The organism is Thermopolyspora sp. NPDC052614, assembly GCF_040678635.1.
GTDB lineage: Bacteria > Actinomycetota > Actinomycetes > Streptosporangiales > Streptosporangiaceae > Thermopolyspora.
Genome location: NZ_JBFATZ010000021.1, coordinates 90563 through 114949 on the forward strand (window position 1 = coordinate 90563; position 24387 = coordinate 114949).

Here is a 24387-nt window from a genome sequence, read left to right on the forward strand (position 1 = left end):
GCCGATGATCCCCGCGATAGCCAGCCGTATTCCGCTGGTCCGCCGCCCTAAGGCTGCCGGGTTACCCCTGGCCGAACGCATCAGCCACCTCACCGAGCTGACCGTTGAGCCCGCCGATGCGAGCCACCGCGACTTGGTGGCCCGCGCCAGCGGGGTCCTCAACTATGCCGCGCTGATCGCCTCCGACGTCGGGATTCCCGATCTGGCCGCGCGGCTGTGCTGGAGACAGCACAAGGTCTTCGCTGAAGCCGAGAACCTCACCGGGGACATCGCCGTGATGGCGCTCATGCCGCTGGTGAACATTGCCCGGTTACTGATCCGCGAAGGCGACGGCGAAGGTGCGTATGACGTACTCACACGGTTGTACCGCGCTGCCCAGCGGCGCGGCACAACCGAGATCCGCAACCACAACGTCGATCTGTCGGTGTTGAGCGGCACGGAGGCCGATCACCGAAAGGTTTGCGAAGAGCTGTGGGTCACCATACTCATCGACGGCGCCAGGGCCCTGGCGCGGATCGGCCGCTGGACCGAGGCCGCAGAAGCCATGGCCGCGCATCGCGGCGTGGGAAATCGCCTCCTCGACGGCCGCCAAATCATGATCATGTCACTGCTGGAACGCGGCCTCTACCAGCAGGCTCGCGCCACGATCGAATCCACCGACCCCGCAGAACCGTGGGAGGACGTCATCGCGGCCTTTCTGCTCGTCTGCTGCCGGCCCTCTACATCACCAGCGCCACAACCGGAGCTGGAGCATGCCCAGCAGAAGGCACTCGCGCTGATCGCCCCGCCCGACCCCCCGACTGCGGCATTCCAGGTCCGAGTCGGACTGACCGCGCTCGACCTGGCCCGCGACCACACCAGTTCCTGCACCGCCCTACTGCAGGATGCCGTCGCCGACGTGGCCGTACTCGATGGCTACGCCGCCCGCGACGTCCTGAATCACCGCCCGGTGCGCTCCCGCCTGACAGAAGCACAAAGACAGAAACTCAACGACGTGCTCACCGCGTCAGGGCTCGGTGCCGGGATGCTCTCGCCTGCCCACATGCAAGCGGTCACTACTGCTGTGGATAAGGCCGAGACGGCGCTTCGCAGACTTCTGTGACCGGCTCACCGAAATGCCCTAACTATGCCGCGCCCTGACCGCTTCGCCGCGCACGCGCGGACGCTCCGAACCCGCTGATCCTCGCTCACGGTGTTCACGGCGGCCGGTTTCCGCGGGCCCGTCCGGTGGGCCATTGGGCCGATGGCGGGATGCCGCCGGTCTACTCAATCGGTTGGTCCTTCAGGAACGCCTCCATCTCGTCGAAGGAGACGGACGAGTGCGTACGGAAGGCCTTTTCGGCGGCGTCCGGGTCGCGGTTTCGGCAGGCATGGAGGAAGTGGCGGTGTTCATCCAGGCCGTCGAGGCGGCGTTCCTTGGAGCGGGTGAAGACCACTGACAGGACGCCGGGTGTGGCGGCGCGCAGGGAGAGTAGCATCTGGGTGAGGCGTGGGGAGCGGGCCGCGTCGTAGAGGTAGAGGTGGAAGGCGCGGTTGAGTTCGACGTATTTGCCGAGGTCGGGCTCCTGTTCCATCGCCTGCTGCATGCGTTCGGCGGTGGCGAGTTCCTCGTCGGTGATGCGTTCGGCGCATAGGCGTGCGGCGAGTCCTTCGAGGGTTTCGCGCAGGATGCGGATCTCGCGGAGTTCGTTGACGTCGATCGAGGTCACCGTGGCGACCCTGCGGGCGTTGAGTTTGATCAGGCCCTCGGCGGCCAGGTCGCGCATCGCCTCGCGTACCGGTGTGGGGCTGACGCCCAGCATGCTGGCGATCTCGGTCTGGACGATGCGCGAGCCCGGCTTCAGCGTCCCGTCGGCGATCGCCGAGCGCATCCAGTCGCGGACCCGTTCGTGCACCGTCCCCGAGATGCCCGCGAGAGACGCAGTCGTGCGTTCCCCCAACGCCACGGCGATGACCTCACTTCCCTGATCGGCACGACCACGCACGTCAGCGACATATGTGCATGTCGTCTCGATTCTACAGAAGAGAAGTGAACATCATCATTGGCGTAGATCACGTGGTTGCGTTGGATTTGGCGGTTGGGGGAGGGTCGGTCGCGGCGTCGGCGAGGGTCCAGCGTCTCAGCGCGGTCAGTCGCCAGCCGAGGAGGACCATGACGGCCGCGCAGATGACGCCGCCGGAGACCATGGCGAACGCGGGGCTGGTCGCGCTCGCCGTCGCGCCGGCGCGGGCGTCGCCCAGCAGTGGCCCGCCGGTCACCACGCCGATGTGGGTCGCGGAGAGCCGGCCGCGGAGGTGGTCGGGGACGCTCAGCTGCAGGACGGTCTGTCGGAAGACGGCGGAGATGACGTCGGCGACCCCGCCGAGCATCAGGAAGAACATCGACAACCAGAGCCAGTGCGAGAGGCCGAAGGCCGCGATCGCCAGCCCCCACACGATGATCGAGACGATCACCGCGCGGCCCTGGCGTTTGACCGTGGTGACCCATCCGGACGTCAGCGCGCCGATCAGCGCGCCGATGCCGGGTGCGGCGGCGAGCAGGCCGACCGTGACGGCGTCCCCGTTGAGCTGGTCGAGGGCGATGGCGGGGAAGAGGGCCCGGGGCATGCCGAAGAACATGGCGTTCAGGTCGGCGAGGAAGCAGCCCATGACGGCGGGCTTGCTCTTGAGGTAGGTCAGGCCCTCGACGATCGATTTGATGCCCGGCCGGGTCACGGCGTGCGCGGGGGGCATGGGCCGCATCCGGCTCACCACCGTGATCGCGATGATCAACGTCGCCACGTTCAGGCCGTACGTGGCCGATAGGCCGAGGAAGGCGATCACGACGCCGCCGACGGCGGGGCCCACGATCGCGCCCACCTGGGTGAGCGACTGGTTCAGCGCGAACGCCGAAGGGAGGATCTCCTTGCGGACGAGGGACGCGACCGAGGCGCTGCGGGTCGGGCTCTCCAGCGCCGACAGCCCGGCCGAGGCCGCCGTCAGCGCGAAGATGGCCCAGATCGGCGGGGAGTCGAGCAGGGCGGTCAGGGCGAGACCGCCGACGACGGCCGTGAGCAGGCATTCGGTGATGATCAGCAGCTTGCGGCGGTCGACGGCGTCCGCGATCGAGCCGCCGAAGAGCGAGCACACCAGCAGCGGGACGAGCTGGGCGAGGCTGACCAGGCCGACCATGAGCGTCGAGTCGGTCAGCACATACACCTGGTACGGCACCGCCACCCGGGTCATCTGGGTGCCGATGATGGCGACCGCGTGCCCGGTCCACAGCCGCCGATAGTCGGGCGACTCCCGCAGCGGCGTGGTGTCGACGACGAGGCGGCGGGCGACGCGGCCGAACGCGGAGCGTTTCCTGTCCTCTACCGTGGTCATGCGGTCAGCCGCACCTGAAGAACTCGCGCGGCACCGAGTGCAGCGATTCGAGCCCGGTCTTGGTGACCTTGAACATCTCGCCGTACTGGACGCCGGCGAGCGCGTCCGAAGTGACCACGTTCGGTTGGATGACCAGGCACATGCCCTCTCTGTACACGAACCCCTCGGGCTCGCCGCGGTAGGTCTGCCGGGTGCGCACGATGGCGGGCAACTGGGCGCACCCGTGCACCAGGTCGTCGTAGATGGTGAACCCGCGCCGCTCGGCGATCTCCGCCGCGTCGAGGATGTCCGGCACCGTCGAGCCGTCCTTGATCACGGCGCGGACGGCGTCGAAGACCTCGAGCGCGACGTCGTGGAGCGTGGCGTACAGCGGGGTCGGGTCGGCGCCGATCGTGTAGCTGCGCAGCACCTGGGCGGAGTATCCGGCGTAGTTCGTGCTGAGCTCGACGACGAGGGCGTCGCCGGCCTGCAGTTTCCGGTCGGAGTGGTGCTGGCACGGCACGCCGCCGCGCGGGTCCGACATCTGTGTGGCGATCATGAAGTGGATGCCGTTGACGCCGCCGTCCGCGAGGTAGGTGTCCTCGACGATCTTGGCGAGTTCGTGCTCGGTCATGCCGGGCTTCGCCTGCTCGGCGATCGCCATCGCGGACGCGTCGCACATGCGGGCCGAGACGGCCAGCCGTTCCAGCTCCTCGGCGCTCTTCACCTGGCGCTGGTCGGCGAGCTGGGCGCCGAAGTCCACCCATTCGACCCGCGGGAACGCCTCCGCGAGCCGGGCGCGGTCGCGCCAGGTGACGGGGCCGACGAGGCCGACCCGGCCGGACGAGACGCCGTGTTCCCGCAGCACCCCGATCAGGGTGGGCACGGTGTCCACCGACCCGGTGGGCGCGGAGCCGCCGAACCGGACGTCGGGAAAGCGCGCCATGCGCCGGGCCAGCGGCAGGTGGTTGGAGAGCTGGATCAGCATCGTCGGCTCGCCCGCCAGGGGGAAGACGACCCACGCCTCCCGGGTGGACAGCCAGTCGCTCAGGTAGAGCACGTTCGGGTCGCGGCCGCCGCGCCCGCAGACGACGATGAGCGCCAGGTCCAGGGCGTCCATGCGGGCCCGGATCTCGCGGTGGCGCCGCTCGAGCTCGGCGTCGGAGAAGCTCGGGTAGTCGCGGTCGCTGAGCGGCTCGACAGCTGTGGTGGTCATCGCATTTTTCCTTGTATGTGAGGGCGCGTGGGGGGCGTGGGGAGCGTGTGGGGGAGCGCGGGGCGCGGGTGGAGGGGCGTTCAGAGGCCGCCGTCGAGCCCCATCCGGGCGTTGAGGCGGTTGTAGCCGACGAGCCCGACGAGCAGGACCGCGAACGTGATGATGCCGAAGGCCGCCAGGTTGGCGAACTGTCCGTCGCCCGCCATGTCGAACATGACCACGGCCGCCGTACGCGTCTGCGGGCCGGCGAGGTAGAGCGTCGTCTGCAGTTCGCGGAAGCTCATCACCAGCGTGATCAGCGCGCCCGCGAGCAGGGCCGGCGACAGCAGCGGGACGACGACCGTCCAGATCGCGCGCAGGAAGCTCGCCCCGGCGACCTGCGCGGCCTCCTCCAGCTCGGAGCTGATCTGCAGCATCCGGGCGTTGATCAGCCTGCCGACCACCGCGATGATCAGCGTGATGTACGCGATCACGAGCGCCCAGTGCGTCGAGTAGATCGGCAGCGGCACGATGAGGAAGATCCACAGGAAGCTGACGCCGACGATGACGTTCGGCAGCGCCATCGGCACCGAGGTCAGCAGGTAGAGCAACCGGCCCCCGGCCAGCCGCCGCGCGGAGAACCACGCCGCGAGCGTGGACAGGGCGAGCACGCCGGCGGCGGCGAGAGCCCCGACGAGGAGGCTGATGAGGAAGCCCTGCACCATGTTCGGCGTCTGGACGGCGCTGATGTACGCGTCGAACGAGATCGAGGTGATCGCGTCCCAGCTCACCTGCTGGAAGTACGGGTGGACCGAGAGCCACAGGAGCATCAGCAGCGGGAGCAGGATCACCGGCGTGAGCACGAGGAACGTCAGGATCGCCACCGGGATGCGCCATCTGCCCAGGTCCATCCGTACCGAGGAGAAGTTCTTGCCGCTGATGACGGCGTAGCGCTCGCCGGCCTTGTTGAACCGGTCGTACCACCAGATCATGATCACGGCTCCCGCGAGCATGAACACCGCGTAGGTGGACACGAGCCCGACGTCGCTCGGCGGCGTGCTGGTGCGCAGGTAGATCTCCGACGCGTACGTGAAGATCTTCTCCTTCAGGCCGAGGAACCACGGGATCTCGAACGACTCCCACGCCCGCATCAGTGCCATGATCGCGACGGCCGCGATGCCCGGAGCCGCGAGCGGCAGCGAGATGTCCCGTACGGCCTGCCACTTGGCCGCCCCCGACACCTCGGCGGCTTCCTCAAGGGAGGAGTTCATCGACGAGAAGACGGTGACGACGAAGAGGTAGACCATCGGCACCATGGTGAGCCCGTTGACGAGGATGAGGCCCGCCATCGAGTAGACGTTGAACAGGGTGCCGTCCGCCCCGGTCAGGTTGCGCCAGGCCACGTTGAGCACGCCGATCTCCGGGCTGGCCAGGAACGTCCACGCGACCGGGATGAGGATGCCGGGGACCGCCATCTGCACGATCGTCAGCAGGCCGATGACCTGGCGGAACGGCGCGTTCGTACGGGCGACGACCCAGGCGAGGAAGGTGCCGAGCACCAGCGCGACCACCGTGCTCCCCAGCGCGAACTGGATCGTCGTCCAGGTGACCTGGAGCAGCCGGCCGGAGGCGAACGCCTGCTGGAAGTTCTCCAGGGTGAACTGGAGGGAGAAGAAGTCGGCGTCGGTGGGCCGGGCGTCCTTCACGCTGGTGTAGAGCAGGATGGCGATCGGCGCCGCCACCTGGGCCACCAGGATGAGCAGAACCAGGGCGTAGACCGCCCTGCGGGGGGACAGCGCCCCTCGCAGAGCGGTGACGAGGGCGTCCCGGCCGGCGGGCCGGGCCCCGTCTTCCACAAGGACGGCCATGCCGATCAGCCGGTGATGAAGATCGACTGGTGCTGCTGGACGCGAGTGTCGTAGTCACCGAAGTTGTCGGTGGTCTCGAAGAACAACTCGCTCTTCAGGATGCCCTCGGCGGAGGAGGGGATCGGGGCGCCCTCCCGGATCGGGATCTTCACGACGGCCTTGCTGACCTTGTTCTGCCAGTCATCGCTCATCAGCCACTCCATGTAGAGCCGGGTGGTGGCCGGGTGGGGGGCGTTCTTCATCGGGAAGTACATGTCCGGCTGGGCGATCGTCACGGGGGTGGTGACGATGCCGATCGGCGCGCCCTTGTCGATCATGTCGCGGACCTGGCGGGTCGCCGTCTGCGGGAGCGCGAGGTCGAACTCGCCGGCGGCGAGCTTCTCCAGGCCGTCCGGCCCGGTGTAGCTGACCGGGTCGTTCGCGGCGATCGCCTTCATCAGGTTGAGGCCCGGCTCCTCGCCCATCTGCGCCAGGACGCCGGCGAACCAGTCGAGCTGGTCGACGTTGATGCCGAATTTGCCCTTCCACTTCGGGTCGGTGAGGTCCTGCAGCGTCTTGGGGGCCTCGGCCTCCGGGACCTTGTTCTTGTTGTAGAGGATGTGGAAGGTGAAGAAGTCCCCGACCGAGCAGCCGCAGTCCGCGTAGGCGCGCTCCTTCGGCAGGTCGCCCTCGCCGCGCGGGTCGTAGGTCAGGCACAGCTTCTTGTCGCGGCACAGGGTGTTGTCTTCGAGCGGGCCGCCCTGGATGACGTCCGCGCTCGGTTGGCCCGCGGCGTTCTCGGTGATGACGCGTTCGATGAGCTCCAGCGTGCCGCCGGAGGTGTACTCCAGCTTCACCCACGGGTACTTCTCGATGAACAGGTTGATCATCTGTTCGGCGGAGGCGGCCGGCGCGCTGAAGTAGTACTTGATCACGCCGCCTTCGGCCTTGGACGCCTCCTCCAGGCCCTTCATGTACTCGGCGTACTCGGTGTCGGACATGCCGACCGTCGACGCCACGGCGAGCTTCTCGGGGAGCGCGGTCGCCTGGCCGGCCTCGGTGCCGCCGCCGCACGCGCTCAGCGCGAGCGCCACGGCCGCGAACGACGCGGCGACCCGGAGCATCGTGGTGGTGCGGCTCATGTGGCCGCCTCGGTCTCGGCGGAGGCCGCCTTGAGCTTGGCGGCGAGCTCGTCGAGGCCGAGGACCCAGCCCTGGCAGCGGGCGAGCTGCTGCAGCCCGAGCTCCTGCAGGTCCTCGCCGAACCACGTCGCGACGCACTCCCTGACCGTGATCACCTTGTACGCCTTGCAGCTCGCGTCGTACGCCGTGGACTGGATGTCCGCGTTCGTGTTCGCGCCGGCGAGGATCAGCGTGTCCACGCCGAGCGCCTTGGTGAGCCATTCGAGGTCGGTCTGGTAGAAGGCGCTGAGCGACTTCTTGGTCTTGATGATGAAATCGCCCTCGTCGACGGAGATCGCGAAGTCCGGTTTGAAGGTGCCGTCCTGCACGTCGACCGACTCGTCCGGCACCGGGCCGTACGGGCTGGGGGACTCGCCGACGGCCGCCCACGCCCTGGCCACCCGGGTGTTGGCGCGGGCCCGCGCCTCGACGGGGCGGAGCGCCGACAGCACGTGGATGACCGAGACGCCGGTCTCGCGGGCCAGGGTGAGCAGCCGCTCGGTGCTCGCGAGCAGGTCGTCGCGTACGCCGGGCGGGAACGGGGCGTCGGGGGTGAGGCGCCGCTTGGTCATCTCGACCGTCACGACCGCCGACTTCGCGGGGATGACGGGGACGGCGTCGTTGATGACGTGGAGGAATTCTTTTCTGTCGTAGACGTCGATGGTGGGTCCGGTGAGCATGGGCGATCCCTTCGACGGGGGATTCGGGGGGATCCGGCGGGGGCCGGTGCGGAAGGGGGGAGGCGGGATCTAGGCGTCGGCCATCGCGGGGGCCGGAGCGGTGGCCGCGGTGGTGGCCTCCTTGGCGGCCTTGGCGGCGGTGAGCCGTTCGACGGCCTCGGCGGAGGACATCGCGAAGCCGATGGTGCGGGGGTAGTTCTGCAGCGCGAACTCGTGCAGGTCCTTGCCGTGCGTGGAGCCGACGGCGTCGGTCACGATGATCGGCGTCCACAGCCGGTTGTAGGCGTCGAACGAGAAGTTGGAGACGCAGTTGTTGGTGTTGATGCCGACGACGAAGAACGTGTCGACGCCCAGGCAGCGGATCAGGTGCTCTACGTCGGTGGAAAGGAAGCTGCTGGTCATCTGGCGCTTGGTGTTGATGATGTAGTCCCCGGGCTTGGGGCCGAGGATCGGCATGACGTCCCACTCGAAGTAGCCCTCGGGGGCGTCCGGGTGGTACCCGGGGCGGGGCGGCAGGCCGTACGGGGTGCTGGGGCGGCCGGTGCCCTGGATGATCTTGGCCCGCGGCTGCATGCCGCGCTCGACGGGCCGCTGGTAGACCATGATGTGGATGATCGGCAGGCCGAGCTCCCGGCCGGCGTCGAGGAAGGCGGCGGCGTTGGGCAGGATGCGGTCGGCGACGTTCTGCGGGAACGAGGACCAGTCCTTGTCGATCTGACGCACGTGCATGTCGATCTGCACGATGGCGGTCTTCTCGAAGTCGATCTCTAGGGCGTCGTTCAGCTTCGACAGGGTCGCGCTGCGGTCGACGACCTTCACGGCGTGGCTCTTGGGGTGCACCTGGTTGTAGGTCATGGTTCTCCTGGCTGCTCCGCGCCGCTCACGCGGCGTCTTCTCCGGGTTCGCTGGGCTTGTTGTCGGCGGGGTGGAGGACGATGTCGTGCGGCTCGACGCGTACGTGGACGGGGGCGCCGGGCGGCATCCGGGCGGCGCCGTTCACGCGGGCCGTGACCTGGTGGCCGGAGTCGAGTTCGACGGTCAGCTCCGCGAACGGGCCGAGGAAGGCCGTCGATTTGACCGTGCCGGTGATGGCCCGGCCGGCAGAGTCCGGGGTGGGCTCGGACAGGTGGAAGTGCTCGGGGCGGATGGTGAGCACCACGTCGTCGTCGATCCGGGCCCGGTCCTCGCGTCGGCGGGTCACGCGCATCAGCCCGATGTCGGTGCGCACCAGCCAGTGGTCGCCGTCGTCGGCGACGATGGTCGCCCCGAGGGTGTGGCTCTCGCCGACGAAGTTCGCGGCGAAGACGTCGGCGGGGCGGGAGTACACCCGCGACGGCGCCCCCTCGTCCTTGACCTCGCCGCCTTCCAGGACCAGGATCCGGTCGGACACCGCCATCGCCTCCTCCTGGTCGTGCGTGACGTAGAGGACGGTGATCCCCAGGCGCTGCTGCAGGTCCCGGATCTCCTGGCGGACCTCCTTGCGCAGCTTCGCGTCGAGGTTGGAGAGCGGCTCGTCGAAGAGGATGAGGTCGGCGCGCGACACCAGCGCGCGGGCGACCGCCACGCGTTGCTGCTGACCGCCGCTGAGCTTGGTCGCCGGGCGGTGCGCCGCGTGCGCCAGGCCCAGCATGTCCAGGATCTCGCCGGTACGGGCGGCGATCTCCGCCTTGGGCAGCCTGCGCCGCCGCAGCGGGTACGCGACGTTGTCGAACACCGACATGTGGGGCCAGATCGCGTACGACTGGAACACCATGCCGATCTGCCGCTGCGCCGGCGTGAGGCAGATGCGTTCGGTGGATGAGTAGACGACGCGGCCGCCGATGGAGATCCGGCCGGAGGTCGGCGTCTCCAGCCCGGCGACCGATCGAAGGATCGTGGTCTTGCCGCAGCCGCTCGGGCCGAGCAAGGTGACGAGCTCGCCCTTGCCGACGTCGAAGCTCACACCCCGCACCGCGTGAACGTCGCCGTCGGCCGTCCGGTAGCGCTTGTGGAGATCGGTGATGGAGACCATCGGGACCGGCTCCGAGGCGTTCGGGGTCAGAACCTCATCGCGAGCGTCGGTCACCTCGACGAGTGGCGTACTCTGCGTAGCGGTCATCCTGAGTCCCTTTTCTATAGACTAGAGAAGAAGCTAGATTGACCGTGTTACGCCAATTTGTCCTCATACGTTGCGTTTCGGTTACCGGAGTGACCCTTGCGGCCGACGATGCAGGACTGGGTGAATGTGCCGGAACGCCCGATCCGAGGCGCCGGAGATCAGGAGCCGAACCCGTTGCGACATGGCCACGGGTCAGGCCCTCGGTTGGGCACGGTGTCCTCTCGCGGTGTCCTCCGCTGAGCGGGGAAGCCGGCCGACATGGGTTGGCTCAAAGCCGTCCGGTAGTGGCCGCGGATCTCGGGCGCCTGCTCCGGCCCGATCACCTCGACTCGGATATCGGGATGCTCCGTCGGCTCGGTTGAGGTCGCGGCGCAGCGGCGTCCACGGCTCGTCGGCGTGCCAGCCCTTCTCGAACAGCAGGTCTTGGAGCAGTGGGTACATCGACGCGTCGACATGTGCCTCCCGCGCGGTCAGCACGCCGCGCTCCGGCCTGGTCACATCCTCGACCAGTCGCTGCGCCAATTCCTCGTGCCGCCGAGCGGTCGGCGCGATCGCCGGCCGCAGAATGCGGTGTCATCGGCCCTCACGGTTACAGCGCCGTGGCCGCCGCTCGCCCCAGCGAGCGGCGAGCCCGAGCATCAGGTCGGCGACCGCTTATGCGGCGTTTCGATAGGCACGCTCCACGTCGCGGCGAACCCGTTCGATTTGCGCCTGGGAGACGTTGAGGTCACCGAACTGCCGGACCGCCTGGTAATAGACCCAGGCCAGACCGTCGCAGGTGGCCTTCGACAGTCCGGAGTACGCCGCGCATACCTGCCGCATGTCGAAATAGAAGGCGTCGTCGATACGCGGCTTGTTCGCCGGGAACCGGTCGACCGCCTTGTAGTTGCGGTAGCCGAAGTCATGCCGTCGGCACGACATGCGGAAGTCGAATCCGAGTGGCTGATCGGGGCTGCTTGAGCACAGATCGGTCGACCAGTCGAAGGCGTAGTCGGCCCACGCCCCCTGGTTCTGCCACGCCGCGACCCAGTTGGCCGCGCTCGCCGCCGTGGGCTGCGTGAACTCGGAAAGCGCGGACAGCTTCTGTTCCAGCGTCACCGCGTGGGCGGGCAGGGTGAGCCCGAAGAATGTGGCGAGAGAGAGTACGAGGGTGGCAAGGGACCGGCTGACCATTGATGTCTTCCTCTCGTCCGCGGGGGGAATCGTCGGATGCGGCGGGCGAACCGCTCATGCAAGAGGATGAGACTCGATCTCGCGGGCCAGCGTGGCAGCTACTGATCAAATTTGCCGTGAAATCTCATTGACAAATTGTCTTTACGAGACGTTGAGTATCTGTAATGGCCCGTTCGGTCGAAGGCGTACGGCGGGGCGTGGCACAACGACGGACGGGAAGCCCCCGACCGTACGGCGGCAATGTGGTGGCGGTCGGTGGATACCTCGTCAATACTGGCATTCAACTGATCAACGCCCGAACCCGACGCGCGGCGAAGGGATTCGCGATGCAGCCGGAACCGCGACCGCAGCACGAGCCGTATCGACCGGATTCGCCGCCGGCACCGCCGGGGCCGCCGAGCCGTAGTACCGGGATGGTCGTCGTCGGGCTGGTGCTGACGGTGCCGGCGCTGCTCGCCCTGTACCGGGGCTACATCGGGCCGACGTTCTGGACCGTGCGCAGCGGGTTCCAGGACGTGGACGTGCTAAGCGGCCGCATCCGGGACGTCGGCGGCAGGAACTACCAGGTGATCGGCGAGGACGTGCTCGACACGTTCGGGCGCGCGCTGCTGTTCGGCGTCGGCCCGCTGCTCGCGTTCCTCGTCGTCGCGCCGCTGCTGGCGCTCGCGGCGCATTGGGCCGGGCGGGCGGGACGCTGGGTGGTGCGGGTGGCGTTCGCCGTGCCGATGGTGCTGGGCCTGGCGCCGGCGACGCTCGCGGCGGGGTATTTCCTCGACCGGCTCAGACCGGAGGACAGCGCGCGTGAGGCGATCTCCAATCCGGCGACCGCGCCGGTGCTGCTCATCGGATTCGCCGGGGCCGCGACGTTCGGGTTGGTGTGCGGCCTCGGCGTCACGCTCTTCCTCGCGGCGCTGCGGCGGCGGGAGGCCGGTCCGCCGGTGTGGCCGGGGGCGCTGGTGGTGGCGGGGCTTGGCGTGATCGCGGTTCTGGCGGCCGTGCTGCAGACCTTCGTCTTCCCGTACGTTGTCACCGATGGCGGGCCGGGCCACGCGACCACGACGCCGATGCTGGCGATATTCGACTACGGCTTCCGCGACCTGCGGTTCGGGACCGCCGCCGCGGCGGCGACGGTCGTGCTCGTGCCGCTCGCGCTGCTCGGCGTCGCCGCCGCGGTCCTGGTCATCGTCAGCGGCCTGCGGGTGGAGTTCGATCCGGTGGCGCGGGACGACGGACCGCGCGGCGGGTCAGGCGGCAAGGGGGTCGTGCTCGCCCTCGTGGGCGCCGGGCTGGTCGTCGTGCCCTTCGTGGCGTGGATCGGGATCTGGCCGGCGCTGTCGCGAATCGTCGGCGGGTCCGGCGCGGAACAGGTGCCGGCGGAGTCGTTGGGCACGATCTTCGCCAACACCTGGCTTCCGACGCTGCTCTCCGCGACGGGAGGGGTCGTCGTCGCCGCGCTGGCCGGGTTCGCGATCGGCATGCTGCGGCCGTTCGGCCGGTACAGCGAGGCGCTGCTGCTGCCGTTCGCGCCGTGGCTGTTCGTCGGGATCGGGCCGCTGGCGATCGCCCACTGGTACGACGCGCAGCGGGCGGAGCAGTTGAACAGCTTCGCCGGGCTGATCCCGCCGGTCCCGGTCGTGATTCCGGCGCTGTTCGTGTTCACCCTGTTCTTCAAGGGGCAGGAGCGCCGGCTGCGGGAGGCGGGCGGCGCCGGCGGGCTCGGGCGTGCGGTGCTGCCGGTGCTGCCGATGGTGGCGGTCATCGGCGGGGTCACCTGGGTGGTGCAGGCGCAGGACCTGCTGTGGCCGCTGCTGGTCTCCAGCGATCCGGACAAGTACACCGGTCCGCTGGTGCTGGTGAACGTGATTCGGCAGTTCGTCGTCGCGGACGGGGGGCCGATCGGCGTCGCGTTCCCGATCTGGGCCGTGGTGATCGCCGGGGTGGCCCTCGCCGTGGCACAGGTGCTCTACGTCGATCGCCTCGCCATCCGCGCCGGGCGGTGACGGCCGGCGCTCAGAGAAGCGCTCAGAGGAAGCGCTCAGAGGAAGCGCTCAGAGGAAGACGGTGAACTCGTCGAGCCTGGGAGTGAGGTGCGGCGGCAGGTCGGCCAGGACGGACATCTCCTCCACGGAGACGAAGGCGCCGACCTCCTCGCGGGCGCGGACGACCTTGTCCGCCAGGTGACGGTTCATCCCGGGGAGCCCGGCCAGCGTGGCGGCGGTGGCGTGGTTGACGTCGACGAGGCCGCCGTCGTCGTACTCGCGCGGCGCGTCCGGGCGTCCCACGCCGAGCTCGCGGGCGAGGTCGGGGTCGCGGGCGGCCAGTTCGCGGGCCTCGCGGCGCAGGTCCGCCCGGCGCTGGGCGGCGGCGATCGCCTCCTGGTTGCGGTCGCGGCCCTGTGGCGCGAAGACCGTACGCCTGATGGCGAGCGCGTGCGCGGTGCCGACGAGCCACGAACCGACGAGGGCCGACTTGAAGACGACGTCCGCCGCGGTGCCCGTGGCGCTGCTCGCCGTGGCGAACATCGTCAGGACCAGCGCGGAGTACGCGCCCGTGGACGTCCACAGCGGCCATGACCGGCGTCGCCCGGCCGCGTACCCGAACACGAGCGGCGAGAGGAACCCCAGGCTCAGCAGGGGCAGCACCGCCCATATGAACGACAACGCGGTCGCCAGGGGAGAAGGGGAACGTTCCACGCGGTCGGCATCCGTCATGGACGAAGGATAGAACCTCGCCCCGCCCAGAGCCGATGGCCTGCGGGCGCAAGGCTCAAAGCATCTCAGGGCATCTCAGGGCATCGCGGCGGCGCGCGGGTCTGCGGCGTCGAGTTCGGTGTTGATGATGGCCTCGACCAGCACCTCGCCGATCGGCGTCAGTTCGACGCGTCCGCCCGGTTCGTCCATCCGCACCAGCCCCCGTACGGCCAGCGACTCGAACCGCCCCCGCCACGGCTCGGCGAACAGCGAGCCGCCGGGGAACCGCCGCCGATGCACCCCCTCGTCGAGCGGCCGCAGCGTGGACAACGCCATCTTGATCGCCCGCGCCTCCCGCGCCGGTCCGGAGAAGCCCGTCGCCGAGCCGAGCGGGACCCGCCCCGCCTCGACCTTCTCCACATAGCGCTTCCAGTTCACGTCGGTGATCGCCTCCGAGGCCCGGCAACTGGAGCTGCCGCCGAGCCCGATCGCCACCTCGGCCTCCTGCCGATCCTGGTCCACCATGATCGACTTCCACTTCTCCGGGCCGAGGCCGTCGCGGGCGAAGTACATCGTCGGATGCTCGGTGTAGCCGCCCGCCCGCAGCCCCTCGGTGAGGATCTCGCGCATCTGGTACTGCTCGCCGAGCGGCGGCCACCGGTGCCCGGCCCGCACCAGGCGGTCGCGGTAGTCGGGCAGTTGCCAGGCGGCGGGCTGCACGCCCGCGACCCCCGTCCGGGTGTCCGAATAGGACTTCAGATGCAGCTTCGTGCACACCACCGCCGTCGGCCGCTCGGTCAGCACGATCTCCAGGTCGCGCCGTACGCTGTCCACGGTCTGGTCGAGCAGGCCGTACATGAGGTCGATGCTCACCCAGTCGAAGCCGAACGCGTGCGCGTTGCGGATGAACTCCACGCACAGCTCCCCGGTGTGCTCCCGCCCGCACTGCCGCAGCACCTCGTCGTCGAACGACTGCACCCCGCTGGACAGCTTCGTGCAGCCCAGCTCGGCGAGCAGCTCCAGCTTGTCCGGTGCGAACGTGGTGGGGTCGCCCTCGAACCGGATCGTGGTGTCCGGCCCGAAGCCGAAGTTCTCCCGGTAGAAGTCGAGCAGCCGCCGGATGGCGTCCCTCGGCAGCAGCGACGGCGTGCCGCCGAACACGTTGAACTCGCCGACGGGGGCCGTGGCCAGCGAGGGCACCCGGGCCAGCCAGAGCCGCGCCTCCCGGATGTTCCAGTCCACCCACTGGTTCGCCTTCGCCTCGGTCACCTCGGGGGCGCCCTTGAGCAGCACGACCGGGTACTGGCAGAACCGGCACCGGTAGGCACACGTGGGAATGTACGACCAAAGGTGGATCGGCCCGGTGTCGGCGAGCTGGGCCTCAAGGTCGTCGAGGAACGACTCGGTCGGATAGCCGCTCTCGTTGCCCGGGAAGACGTGCGCGCCGAACGGATCCTCCACGACGTACTCCAGCAGGTGCCGGTTCTCCGGCGCGGCGAGCGCGTCGGCGACCGCGGGCGGCGGCGCGGAGGCGTCGATCTCGCGCAGCGACGCCAGCGCCTCCCGATAGCCCATCGCCATCTAGAAGACGCCCCCGTTGCCGAAGTAGTTGTGCGCCTCGCCGGACTCGCGGTCCTCGCAGTAGTACCGGACGAACTCGGCGAACCGGTCCGGCGGCACGTCCCGCAGGCAGTCCGGCAGCGGCGGCGGGTACCCGATGTCCTCCCCGACGGTGGCGCGCAGCCGGGCGAAGATCTCGTCGGCGAACTCGAAGTACAGCCGGTAGGAGGGGGTCTTGTACGAGTGGATCGGCGTGAAGTCGATCATGCGCATCTCGTCCTTGATCTCCGCGATGCGTCGGCCGAGCCGCTCGGCGAGGTCCGCGCCGAAGAACTCGATCACCGCGTCGTCCTGCAGCAGCGACGGGGTGAGCAGCACCGGCAGGATCGTGTTCTTCGGCGTGAAGTCCTTGATGGAGAACTCCCACGCCTGTACGGCCTCCGCCTCGGAGAGATCGCCCTCGCGCGCCGGCCGGGGATCGTCCACCCGGATGTCCCGCATCACGATGATCCCGTCCGACCCGTACGCCCGCCCGGCGATCACCTCGTCGATGGCGTGGTCCACCCGCCGCGGGTTGATCTCCACCCGCGACCTCGGCACGTACCGGATCTCCTCCCCGGACCCGCGTACCCGGATCCCGAAGTCCCAATCGTCGGACAGGTGGTTGACGAACGCGCCGTCCTTGAGCTGGTAGAAGATCTCGATTCCGCCGACCCTGTCGTAAACGTCCCGGTCGACCGCGAAGCCCTTGCCGTCCGGAAACCCGCCGAACAGCGCGAACGTCACCGCCCGGCAGCGCAGCGTCCGCGAGATCGCGTCCCACAGCCGGGGCCGCCCGGCGAAATGCTCGGGGTTGTAGTAGTAGTCGCACACCCCGATGGCCGCTTTGCCGGACTCCATCGCGTCGCACAGCTCGAACAGCCAGTCCGGATCCACCCGGCAGTCGGCGTCCGCCGACACCAGCAGGAACCGCTGCCCGCCCCCCGCCGCGTGCTCCTTGCTGCGCGCGCCGGCGAAGTCCATCCCGGCCTTGCGGGCGCAGGACACGCCCTGCTCGGGCTCGTGCACCACGTGCACGGCCAGCTCGGGATGCTCGGCGGCGAACCGGCGGGCGATGGCCACGGTGTCGTCGGTGGAGTTGTTGTCCACCAGCACGATCTCGTACTCGGCGTGGTCCATGCCGCGCTGGTGGTAGAGCGAGTCGAGCACGGCGGGCAGGTTCGCCGCCTCGTTGTACACGGGCAGCACCACGCTCGCCCGGACGCGCTCGCCCATCGGCGCGAGGAAGACCCGCTCAAGCAGGCGCTCGGCCTGCCCCTCCCGGAAGTGCCGCAGCCCCAGCGCGTAGTTGTGCTCCGCCATTTTCGCCCGTTTCGTCTCGTTCGTGAGCAGTTCGGCGACCTCGCCCACGAAGTCCGGCGTGGGCAGGTCCGCCTCGCGGATGTCCAGCACCGGCGCGCGGAAGCCCTTGTCGCCGTAGATGGTGTCGTAGAGCTCGTATCGGCTGGTCAGGTACGGCACGCGGGCGGCGATGGCCTCGCCGATCGGGTTGCCGTAGCTCTCGTAGTCGTAGGAGGTGAGGAAGGAGGCCACGGTCGCGTGGGCGAGCAGGTCGCGCACGCGGTAGCCGGGGCCGTCCGGGTCCGCGTCGTACGGCCGCAGCCGCCCCCCGAACACCACGCGATCGGCGACGCCGAGCTCGGCGGCGAGCGCGGTGAGCCGGGCGAACTCCGCGGGATCCTCGGCCGGATCCCCGGCCACGAACAGGTGGGCGTCCGGCAGCGCGGCGATCAGATGCAGGTCGCGGTCGATCCGCTTGGGCCGTACGATCCGGGTGAACCGGGCGATCAGCGGCACGTGCCGGGGAATGCCGTGATCGGCGCGGAAGGCGGCGTTGCGCGCGGTCACCTCGGCCGGCCGGTGGGTGAACGTGTTGGGCAGCACGCTGAGCTCGCGCAGGTGCGGGGCCCATTCGAGGATCCGCCGCCGGGCCTCCTCGTGCAGCGTGACGTAGTGGATGTGCGGCCCGTTGACCGGCATCGGCGTGTGCGGGTACGGGAACCGCCCGTACCTGCCGGTGCTCGGCTCGCTCTGCCACATCAGGTCGTGGTCCCGCCAGAACACGAAACGGCCTAGGCGGCGGCGGGTGCCGTACTCCTCGATGGCCTGGTAGAGCGCGGCGGTGTAGATGACGTTCTCGGGCAGCGTGCCGTTCTCGACGATCACGAAGGCGACGTCGTGCGCCTCCCAGGTGGCGAGGATCCGGTCGCGGAGGGCGGCGGTCAGCCGGTCCATCACCGGACGTAACCGGCTGTCGTCGCCGCGGCCGATCACCTCGGCGAGGATGTCCGAAACCAGTTCCGGTGTGTATCCGTCGATGCGCTGAATGTCATCTATTCTGCTCAGCTCAACCCATTCGGGAAGTAACTCGGCCTCGTTCTGATAGGGCCGGAAGAAGGCATTCTTGTCGGCCTTGATGTCGTAGCCCAGGTCCAGATGGACGCGAAGCCCGTGCGCGTGGAAAACCCGCGCGATCTTGACGAACTCGACGATCACCCCGGAGATGGGTGTGCCGTCGAAGGAGATCCCCCAGACAGACGCCATGAATTGGCCCCCGCTCCAACAAACGTCATTAACACCCTGTTACGGGTGAAGTTGATGTTACGGTCAAATCTCACAGTTACACAACGGGGGAGATGAGCTTTGAGGTCATCGGGGGTTGCGGTCGCCACGGCGTTCGTCGTCAACGGGACGCTGTACGGATCCTGGGCCGCCCGGGTGCCCGCGCTCGCCGACCAGGTCGGCGCGGACGTCGAGGGCGTCGGGCTGGCGTTGCTCGGGCCGGCCGTGGCGATGATCCTCACCGCGGGTCCGGCGGCCCGCGCGTGCGCCCGCTGGGGCGCGCGGCCGGTGCTCGCCGTCTGCCTGGCGGGGGCCTGCCTGCTGCTGCCGCTGCTCGGGCTGACCGGCTCGGCGTGGGCGCTCGGGCTGGCGCTGGCCGCGCTCGGCGGGCTGATGGGCGCGGTGGACGTGTCGATGAACATCGCCGCCGTCGCCGTGATCCGGGAGCTGAACCGGCCGTTGATGCCGGTGTTCCACGCGGGCTTCAGCTTCGGCGGCCTGGCGGGCTCGGCCGGGGCGGCGGGCGCGGCCGCGCTCGCGCTCGCCCCGGCGGCGCAGTTCACCGTGGTCGGCGTCGCCGCGCTCGCGGCGCTCGCGACGACGGCGCGGGCGATACCGGCGCAGGCCACCGAACGCGCGGAGCCCGCCGGATCGGCGAGACGGTCGCCGGCCGGATATCGGCAGGTGCTGTCCCGGGGCAGGCTGTGGCTGCTGGCGGCCGTGGCGTTGTGCGCGGCGGTCGCCGAAGGGGCGTGCGCGGAATGGTCGGCGTTGTTCCTGACCAACGAGCGGGCGGTCGGCGAGGCCGCCGCGGCGGCGGGCTATTCGGTGTTCGCGGTGGCGATCGCCGTGACCCGGCTCACCGGCGAGTGGGCGCAGCGGCGGTTCGGGCCGTACCGGTTGCTCGTGATGAGTGGCGGCCTGGCCGCCGCCGGGGTGCTCCTGGCCGCCGCGGTGCCGTCCGGCGTCGCCGGATATATCGGATTCGGGCTTGCCGGTGCCGGGCTGGCGTTCTGCTTCCCGCTGGCGATGGACCTCGCCGGCGCGGCGGGCCGGGAGCCCGGCGGCACCGGAGGCGACCGCGAACTCGGCTTCGTCACCACCGTCGCCTACGCCGGCCTGCTCGGCGGCCCCCCGATGATCGGCGCGGTGGCCGCGCTCGGCGGCCTCGCCGTGGCGATGGGCCTGGTCGGAGCGATCGCCCTGCTCATCGTGCCCGCCGCGCTCGCCTCCCGGCCCAAGCCGGCCGGGCGGCCCGCCGTGCTCGCGGCGGTGGAGAGGTCGTGACCCCGACGGCCCTTTTTCACGGGGGCGCGGCGGTAGCTCGTAGTGGCTGGTGGGACTCTCAGGCGGCCGGGAAACGTGAAACCCACCTACGCTGCCAGGGCGTCTCGACCGCCTTGGGATGGTAATTCGCCCGCGTCCAGGCGACGGCCCCCCGGGGATCCCACCCCGCCAGTACGGCCAGGCAGGCGATGACCGTCCCCGTACGCCCGATACCTCCGCCGCAGGCGACCTCCACCCGCCGCCCGGCGCGGGCGTGCCCGTGCAGCGCGCGCACCCGCTCGATGGCCTCATCCCGGTCCCGGGGCAGCAGGAAATCGGGCCATTCGATCCAGTCGTGCGGCCATGACAGCTCCGGATCCTGCCGCCGCCGTAGGCGACCGCCGCCCAGATAGAGGCCGTAGTCCGGCTCCCGGCCCTCCGGCGCGCCCCGACGCAGGCCACGGCCCCGCACCCACGACCCGTCGGGCAGCCGGATGGCGCCGGGAAGCGGGGATTCGGTCATGCGTCCATCCTGGCCGGTCTTTCCGCCTCGCGGCCGTGATTCGGCGCACAGGCGTACCGCCATGAGCGAAACCGGCTTCCCCCGGCGTCACATCATGTGGTCAAAAGACATATGCTGCGCGTCAGGCCAGTACGCGTCGAGCCAGGTGCAGTGAGGGAGAGTCGTTCGATGTACAAGCATTTCGCCCTTGAGGTCGTGGTGTGGGTGATCCCGGTCGTGGTCCTCTTGGCCATCGCCATGATGGTGACGGCGACCTGACCTTTCCCCCTTCTCCCTTTCACCCGGCCGACCTCTCGCCCGGCGGGCCGGCGGGGCGCGTGACCGCCGCGGCGCCCGGACTCACCCGTGCCCTGCCTGGAGTCCCCTCGCCGAGCCGCGCCGACGGCTCGGCGATCACGCCGGAGGATCCGAGCCGTCGGCGGTCCGATCAGCGAACCTTCGCACCCTGCCCGGAGGCTTCGGATACAACCCTCGGCGGAGTCCCGGGGGTGGCGTCCCGATGCCTGCCGCTGTCGGCGGCAGGGATGAGGTCGCAAAGGGTTCAGTAGTAGACGTAGCACTCGACTTCGGCCCTGCGGCGGCCGAGACCCTTGTCGACCGAGTCGGCGACGCAGGCGCGCTCGTCGCGGGTGAGTCGCAGCGTGCCGCACACGGTCACCCCGACGTAGCTGCGGCAGTCGAGCCCCGGATCGGCCCGCCCGATGCGGTAGCTCTCCTCGACCTCGGACTCGCAGTGCCGCCGCGACCACCCGCGCCCGGCGTACCGGCACTGGGCGATCAACGCCTCGTACTGTTTTCGGCTCACCTGCTCCTTGGGCTTTCGCGGGGGGCCGCCGTCGGCGGCCGAGGGGCCTGCGATTCCCCCCGCGAACAGCGCGACCGCTCCGCACACGAGCAACGTGATCTTGAGTTTCCGCATGTCATCCCCCTGTCCACGGTAACAGTCCGTCATTGGCGCGCTCTGTCCGGTGGTCGGCGGCGGCCCGGCACGCGAACCCGAAGTGGCGGTTACGGCCGGGATGAATCTACCAATTAGTACATTTTCGGCTAATGTGAAATCTTGTTTATTTCAGCCATCGACGTAATAATTCGGTCAACCGCGCTCCATCCACCGCACCACTGCCGGGCACCGCGAATCGCGGTGCCGAAGTGGGGGTAGCAAGTGACGACGAATCCTCCCGCCGAAGCGATCAGAAAAGTCCGCACCCTCCCCGCGTACACAATCCTCCCGCGGCTCGCGCGAAACCCCATGAGCGCGCTGAGAATGATCGGAAAAGCGGCCGGCGGCCGGGTCGTACGGCTCGACCTCGGGGTTTTCCATCCCTACGTCGCCCCGCACCCCGACCAGGTGCAGCGCATCCTCCTCGACAACGCGGCCAATTACCTGCGTGAAGGCATGATGTGGCGCCCGCTGCAGCGCCTCGCCGGTCACGGCATCGCCGGCGAGGGATCGTCCTGGGAGTTCAGCCGCCGGGTGCTCCAGACGGCGTTCTCCGGCCGGGCCGTCAGCGCCCTGCTGGACGTGATGTCCGCGACGATCGAGGAGGCCGTCGATCGGCTCGACAAACGCATCGGCCGCGACGAGCCCGTCGACGCCGAATTGGAAATGACGAGAATCGTGCAGCTCGCGATCATCCGCACGTTCTTCGGCAACCGGATCGGCGTTTCGGAGGCCGACCGGTTGGGCGAGGCGTTGAAAATCGCGACGGTCTCCTTCGGCCCGCGAATGCTGGCGCCGTTCGTGCCCTATTCCGTTCCCCTGCCGGGCGACCGAGCGTTCCATCGCGCCGTCCGCACCGTGGACGAGGTCATGATGCCGGTCGTACGCGAGGCGCGGCGGGCGCCGGCGGATCGCGACGACGTGGTCTCGCTGCTGATCCGGGCGCGCGACGCGAACGGCGAGCCGCTCGGCGACCGGCGGGTGCGCGACGACCTGGTGGGCATGTTCGTGGGGGCCTCGGAGTCGACGGCGATCGCGCTGACCTGGCTCTGGGTGGCGCTCGACCGCCATCCGGAGGTCGCCGCCAGGCTGTACGCGGAGATCGACGAGGTCGTCGGCACGCGACCGCCCGGCCGTGAGCACGTGCCGCGCCTGGCCTACACCAAGGCGGTGCTCGACGAGGTCCTGCGCTTCTACTCGGTCGGCTGGATCGTCCCCCGCAGGCTGGCGGCCGACGACGTGCTCGACGGCGTACGCGTCCCCGCGGGCTCCACCGTGCTCGTCAGCCCCTACCTCACCCACCACCTGGAGGAGATCTGGGAGCGGCCGCACGAGTTCGACCCGGACCGGTTCTCGCCCGAACGGGCCGCACGGCGGCACCGGTTCGCCTACCTGGCCTTCGGCCTCGGCCGCCACCAGTGCCTGGGCAGCCACCTGTTCAGCGTCGAATGCCGCCTCATCGTGGCCGCCCTGCTCCGCCGCTTCCGCCCCGTGCTGCGCACCCCGCAGCCGGTGGAACCCAAGGTGAGGCTCACCGTGAAACCACGTCGGCGGGTCGAACTCGTGCTTCGGCCGACCGGAACATAGGGCGGATTCCGTGGGCATGGAGAACGGCACGGCGGACGCGATCGCCGTGGCCGCCGAGCACGGCAGGATCTGCGCGGTGGCGATGGACTGCCAGCTCGATCTGTGGTCCTGCGCGCGGCGCCACCCGGACCTGTTTCCGCCCGACCCGTTCGACGCGCGCCTGTTCAGCGCGATCGCGCTGGTCAACGCCTTCGGCTCGCCCGGTTGTACGCCGGACGAGTTGGCGATCGCGACCCGGACCACCCTGTGGGTCTTCGCCGCCGACTGGCGCGTGGATCACGCCGCCACATCGGCCGACGAGATCGGCGAGATCGTGCGGGCCTGCCTGGCGGTGGCCGACGGCGGATCCGGGTCCGGCCCGCTCGCCGCGTTCCTCGCCGAGATCCGCGACGAACTGGCGACGTCCGCCCCCTTCGCGACCCTCGGGCACGTCTGGCGGGACGAACTGGAGCGGTACCTGACGGCCGCGGCCCGCGAGTGGCGGTGGAAGACCGCGCGCGACACCGGCCCGACCTTCGCGGAATACCTCGACAACTCCGACAACATCGCCTCCACCTGGGTGAACGTCTCCCACTGGCTGTTCACCTGCGGCCCGCGGGCCCTCGACCGGCTGCCCGACCTGGTGGCCGCCAGCCGCGAGGTGCAGCGGGTGCTGCGGCTCCTCAACGATTTGGCCTCGTACGAACGCGACCTGCGCTGGGGCGACCTCAACGCGCTGCTGCTCGGCGTGGACCGCGCCGAGGTGGGCGCACGCGTCGCCGCCCTCGTCGCCGACTGCGCGAAGGCGTTCGAGCCGCTGCGGGCCGCCTGCCCGCAGGAGGTCGCCTACCTGGAACGGCAGCTCGGCTACAGCACCGGCTTCTACGGCATGACCGACTATTGGGGCAAAAGTGACGGATAACGCCGGCGTCGCGTCCACGTCCGCGGGCCTCTCGTCCCCTCCCGCCGCCCTCGACGCCGCGGTGAAGGCCCAGGCGCTCGTGGACGATCTCGTCAACGTGCCGTGGGGCCGCACGTCGCCGTCGATCTACGAGACCGGCCGGCTGGTCGCCCTGGCCCCGTGGCTGCGCGGCCACGCCGACCGTCTGCGGTTCCTCACGAGCACCCAGCGGCCGGACGGAGGGTGGGGCGGACCCGGCGGATACGCCCTGGTCCCCACCCTGAGCGCGACCGAGGCGGTGCTCTCGGCGCTCTCGGCGCTCTCGCAACTCCCGGCGCTGCGAAGCCCCCCACACGGTGAGGCCGTGGACATCGACGGCCTGTCGCAGGCGGCAGGGCGGGGACTGGCCAGGCTGTTCGCCTGGCTGCGCGACGGCCCGGCCCCGCCGCTGCCCGACACCCCGGCCATCGAGCTGATCGTGCCCGCCCTGGTAGAGGAGATCAACGGGCACCTGGCCGCCCTCGCCGACGCGCCGCCGCCCGGCCTGGACGCCTGGCGCGGCGCGCGGCTGCCGCCGCCCCGCGGCATGGACGACGGGCTGCTCGGCGCCGTGCGCGCCCGGCTCGCGGCGGGCGACGGCGTACCGGGGAAGCTCCTGCACGCCCTGGAGGTCGGCGGGCGGGAGGCGGCGGGCGCGCCGGGGGTGTGCCCGGTGGAGCCGGGCACGATCGGGGCGTCGCCCGCCCATGGGGGCCGCCGGGGTGGCCCGGTAGAAGGGCTGGGCCACCGGCGCCCGCCAG

The 24387-nt window shown here is 70.0% G+C and carries 19 protein-coding genes and 1 pseudogene; 6 read left to right on the forward strand and 14 right to left on the reverse strand.

The features are described 5' to 3' along the window. Positions 1 to 4: 4 nt before the first annotated feature. Positions 5 to 1102 (forward strand): hypothetical protein, encoded by a 1098-nt coding sequence (locus AB0K60_RS31745; RefSeq protein WP_364063530.1) that lies wholly within the window; start codon positions 5 to 7, stop codon positions 1100 to 1102. Positions 1103 to 1262: 160 nt separating this feature from the next. On the opposite strand, the gene AB0K60_RS31750 is transcribed toward AB0K60_RS31745, so the two are convergent. The 9 genes from AB0K60_RS31750 to AB0K60_RS31790 form a co-directional block, all read right to left on the reverse strand. Next, positions 1263 to 1895, reverse strand: a complete 633-nt coding sequence (locus AB0K60_RS31750) for a GntR family transcriptional regulator (RefSeq protein ID WP_364063533.1) — start codon at positions 1893 to 1895, stop codon at positions 1263 to 1265. Between the two features lie 157 nt (positions 1896 to 2052). Then, the gene (locus tag AB0K60_RS31755) at positions 2053 to 3366 is read right to left on the reverse strand and encodes an MFS transporter (RefSeq protein ID WP_364063536.1); all 1314 of its coding nucleotides are present in this window, start codon (positions 3364 to 3366) and stop codon (positions 2053 to 2055) included. A gap of 4 nt (positions 3367 to 3370) precedes the next feature. Further along, positions 3371 to 4561 carry a M24 family metallopeptidase gene (locus AB0K60_RS31760; RefSeq protein WP_364063539.1) on the reverse strand — a complete coding sequence of 397 codons (1191 nt, stop codon included), beginning with the start codon at positions 4559 to 4561 and terminating at the stop codon, positions 3371 to 3373. Between the two features lie 80 nt (positions 4562 to 4641). Further along, the gene (locus AB0K60_RS31765) at positions 4642 to 6408 is read right to left on the reverse strand and encodes an iron ABC transporter permease (RefSeq protein ID WP_364063542.1); all 1767 of its coding nucleotides are present in this window, start codon (positions 6406 to 6408) and stop codon (positions 4642 to 4644) included. Between the two features lie 5 nt (positions 6409 to 6413). After that, positions 6414 to 7529: an extracellular solute-binding protein gene (locus tag AB0K60_RS31770; RefSeq protein ID WP_364063545.1), complete on the reverse strand. Its 1116-nt coding sequence runs from the start codon at positions 7527 to 7529 to the stop codon at positions 6414 to 6416. Continuing rightward, on the reverse strand, positions 7526 to 8248 hold the full coding sequence (locus AB0K60_RS31775; RefSeq protein WP_364063547.1) for a cysteine hydrolase: 723 nt from the start codon (positions 8246 to 8248) through the stop codon (positions 7526 to 7528). Before AB0K60_RS31775 ends, AB0K60_RS31770 begins: the two co-directional genes overlap by 4 nt. Before the next feature lie 69 nt (positions 8249 to 8317). Beyond that, entirely contained in the window at positions 8318 to 9103 is a 786-nt protein-coding gene (locus AB0K60_RS31780; protein ID WP_364063549.1) for an isochorismatase family cysteine hydrolase, read from the reverse strand. A 25-nt stretch (positions 9104 to 9128) separates the two neighbouring features. Continuing rightward, positions 9129 to 10346: an ABC transporter ATP-binding protein gene (locus tag AB0K60_RS31785; RefSeq protein ID WP_364063552.1), complete on the reverse strand. Its 1218-nt coding sequence runs from the start codon at positions 10344 to 10346 to the stop codon at positions 9129 to 9131. Between the two features lie 654 nt (positions 10347 to 11000). Next, complete coding sequence (locus AB0K60_RS31790) at positions 11001 to 11519, reverse strand: phospholipase (RefSeq protein ID WP_364063555.1); 519 nt, start codon at positions 11517 to 11519, stop codon at positions 11001 to 11003. Positions 11520 to 11932: 413 nt separating this feature from the next. Here AB0K60_RS31790 and AB0K60_RS31795 point away from each other — a divergent pair, with 413 nt between their 5' ends. Continuing rightward, on the forward strand, positions 11933 to 13519 hold the full coding sequence (locus AB0K60_RS31795) for a hypothetical protein (protein ID WP_364063558.1): 1587 nt from the start codon (positions 11933 to 11935) through the stop codon (positions 13517 to 13519). Positions 13520 to 13567: 48 nt separating this feature from the next. Here AB0K60_RS31795 and AB0K60_RS31800 read toward each other — a convergent pair whose 3' ends face one another. The 3 genes from AB0K60_RS31800 to AB0K60_RS31810 all read right to left on the reverse strand — a co-directional run bounded on the left by AB0K60_RS31800 (position 13568) and on the right by AB0K60_RS31810 (position 18373). Further along, complete coding sequence (locus AB0K60_RS31800; protein ID WP_364063561.1) at positions 13568 to 14230, reverse strand: helix-hairpin-helix domain-containing protein; 663 nt, start codon at positions 14228 to 14230, stop codon at positions 13568 to 13570. A 75-nt stretch (positions 14231 to 14305) separates the two neighbouring features. Continuing rightward, positions 14306 to 15790, reverse strand: coding sequence for a radical SAM protein (locus tag AB0K60_RS31805; protein ID WP_364063564.1), 1485 nt, complete (start codon positions 15788 to 15790; stop codon positions 14306 to 14308). Next, a complete protein-coding gene (locus AB0K60_RS31810) occupies positions 15791 to 18373 on the reverse strand; it encodes a glycosyltransferase (protein WP_364063566.1) in 2583 nt (860 codons plus the stop codon). Between the two features lie 99 nt (positions 18374 to 18472). On the opposite strand from AB0K60_RS31810, the gene AB0K60_RS31815 reads away from it, so the two are divergent. Further along, the gene (locus AB0K60_RS31815) at positions 18473 to 19678 is read left to right on the forward strand and encodes an MFS transporter (protein WP_364063569.1); all 1206 of its coding nucleotides are present in this window, start codon (positions 18473 to 18475) and stop codon (positions 19676 to 19678) included. A 58-nt stretch (positions 19679 to 19736) separates the two neighbouring features. Here the strand turns inward: AB0K60_RS31815 and AB0K60_RS31820 are convergent, their stop codons facing one another. Both AB0K60_RS31820 and AB0K60_RS31825 read right to left on the reverse strand, forming a co-directional pair. Continuing rightward, positions 19737 to 20180, reverse strand: coding sequence for a protein-tyrosine phosphatase family protein (locus tag AB0K60_RS31820; RefSeq protein WP_364063572.1), 444 nt, complete (start codon positions 20178 to 20180; stop codon positions 19737 to 19739). 541 nt (positions 20181 to 20721) lie between these two features. Beyond that, a complete protein-coding gene (locus AB0K60_RS31825) occupies positions 20722 to 21099 on the reverse strand; it encodes a hypothetical protein (protein ID WP_364063575.1) in 378 nt (125 codons plus the stop codon). A 243-nt stretch (positions 21100 to 21342) separates the two neighbouring features. Here AB0K60_RS31825 and AB0K60_RS31830 point away from each other — a divergent pair, with 243 nt between their 5' ends. From AB0K60_RS31830 to AB0K60_RS31840, 3 genes and pseudogenes are all read left to right on the forward strand, one after another. Further along, positions 21343 to 22707: a cytochrome P450 gene (locus tag AB0K60_RS31830; RefSeq protein ID WP_364063577.1), complete on the forward strand. Its 1365-nt coding sequence runs from the start codon at positions 21343 to 21345 to the stop codon at positions 22705 to 22707. Positions 22708 to 22723: 16 nt separating this feature from the next. Then, positions 22724 to 23608 (forward strand): terpene synthase family protein, encoded by an 885-nt coding sequence (locus tag AB0K60_RS31835; RefSeq protein ID WP_364063586.1) that lies wholly within the window; start codon positions 22724 to 22726, stop codon positions 23606 to 23608. Beyond that, positions 23598 to 24387 (forward strand): annotated as a pseudogene (locus AB0K60_RS31840) (hypothetical protein); the annotation flags it as partial. The gene AB0K60_RS31835 and the pseudogene AB0K60_RS31840, both read left to right, overlap by 11 nt.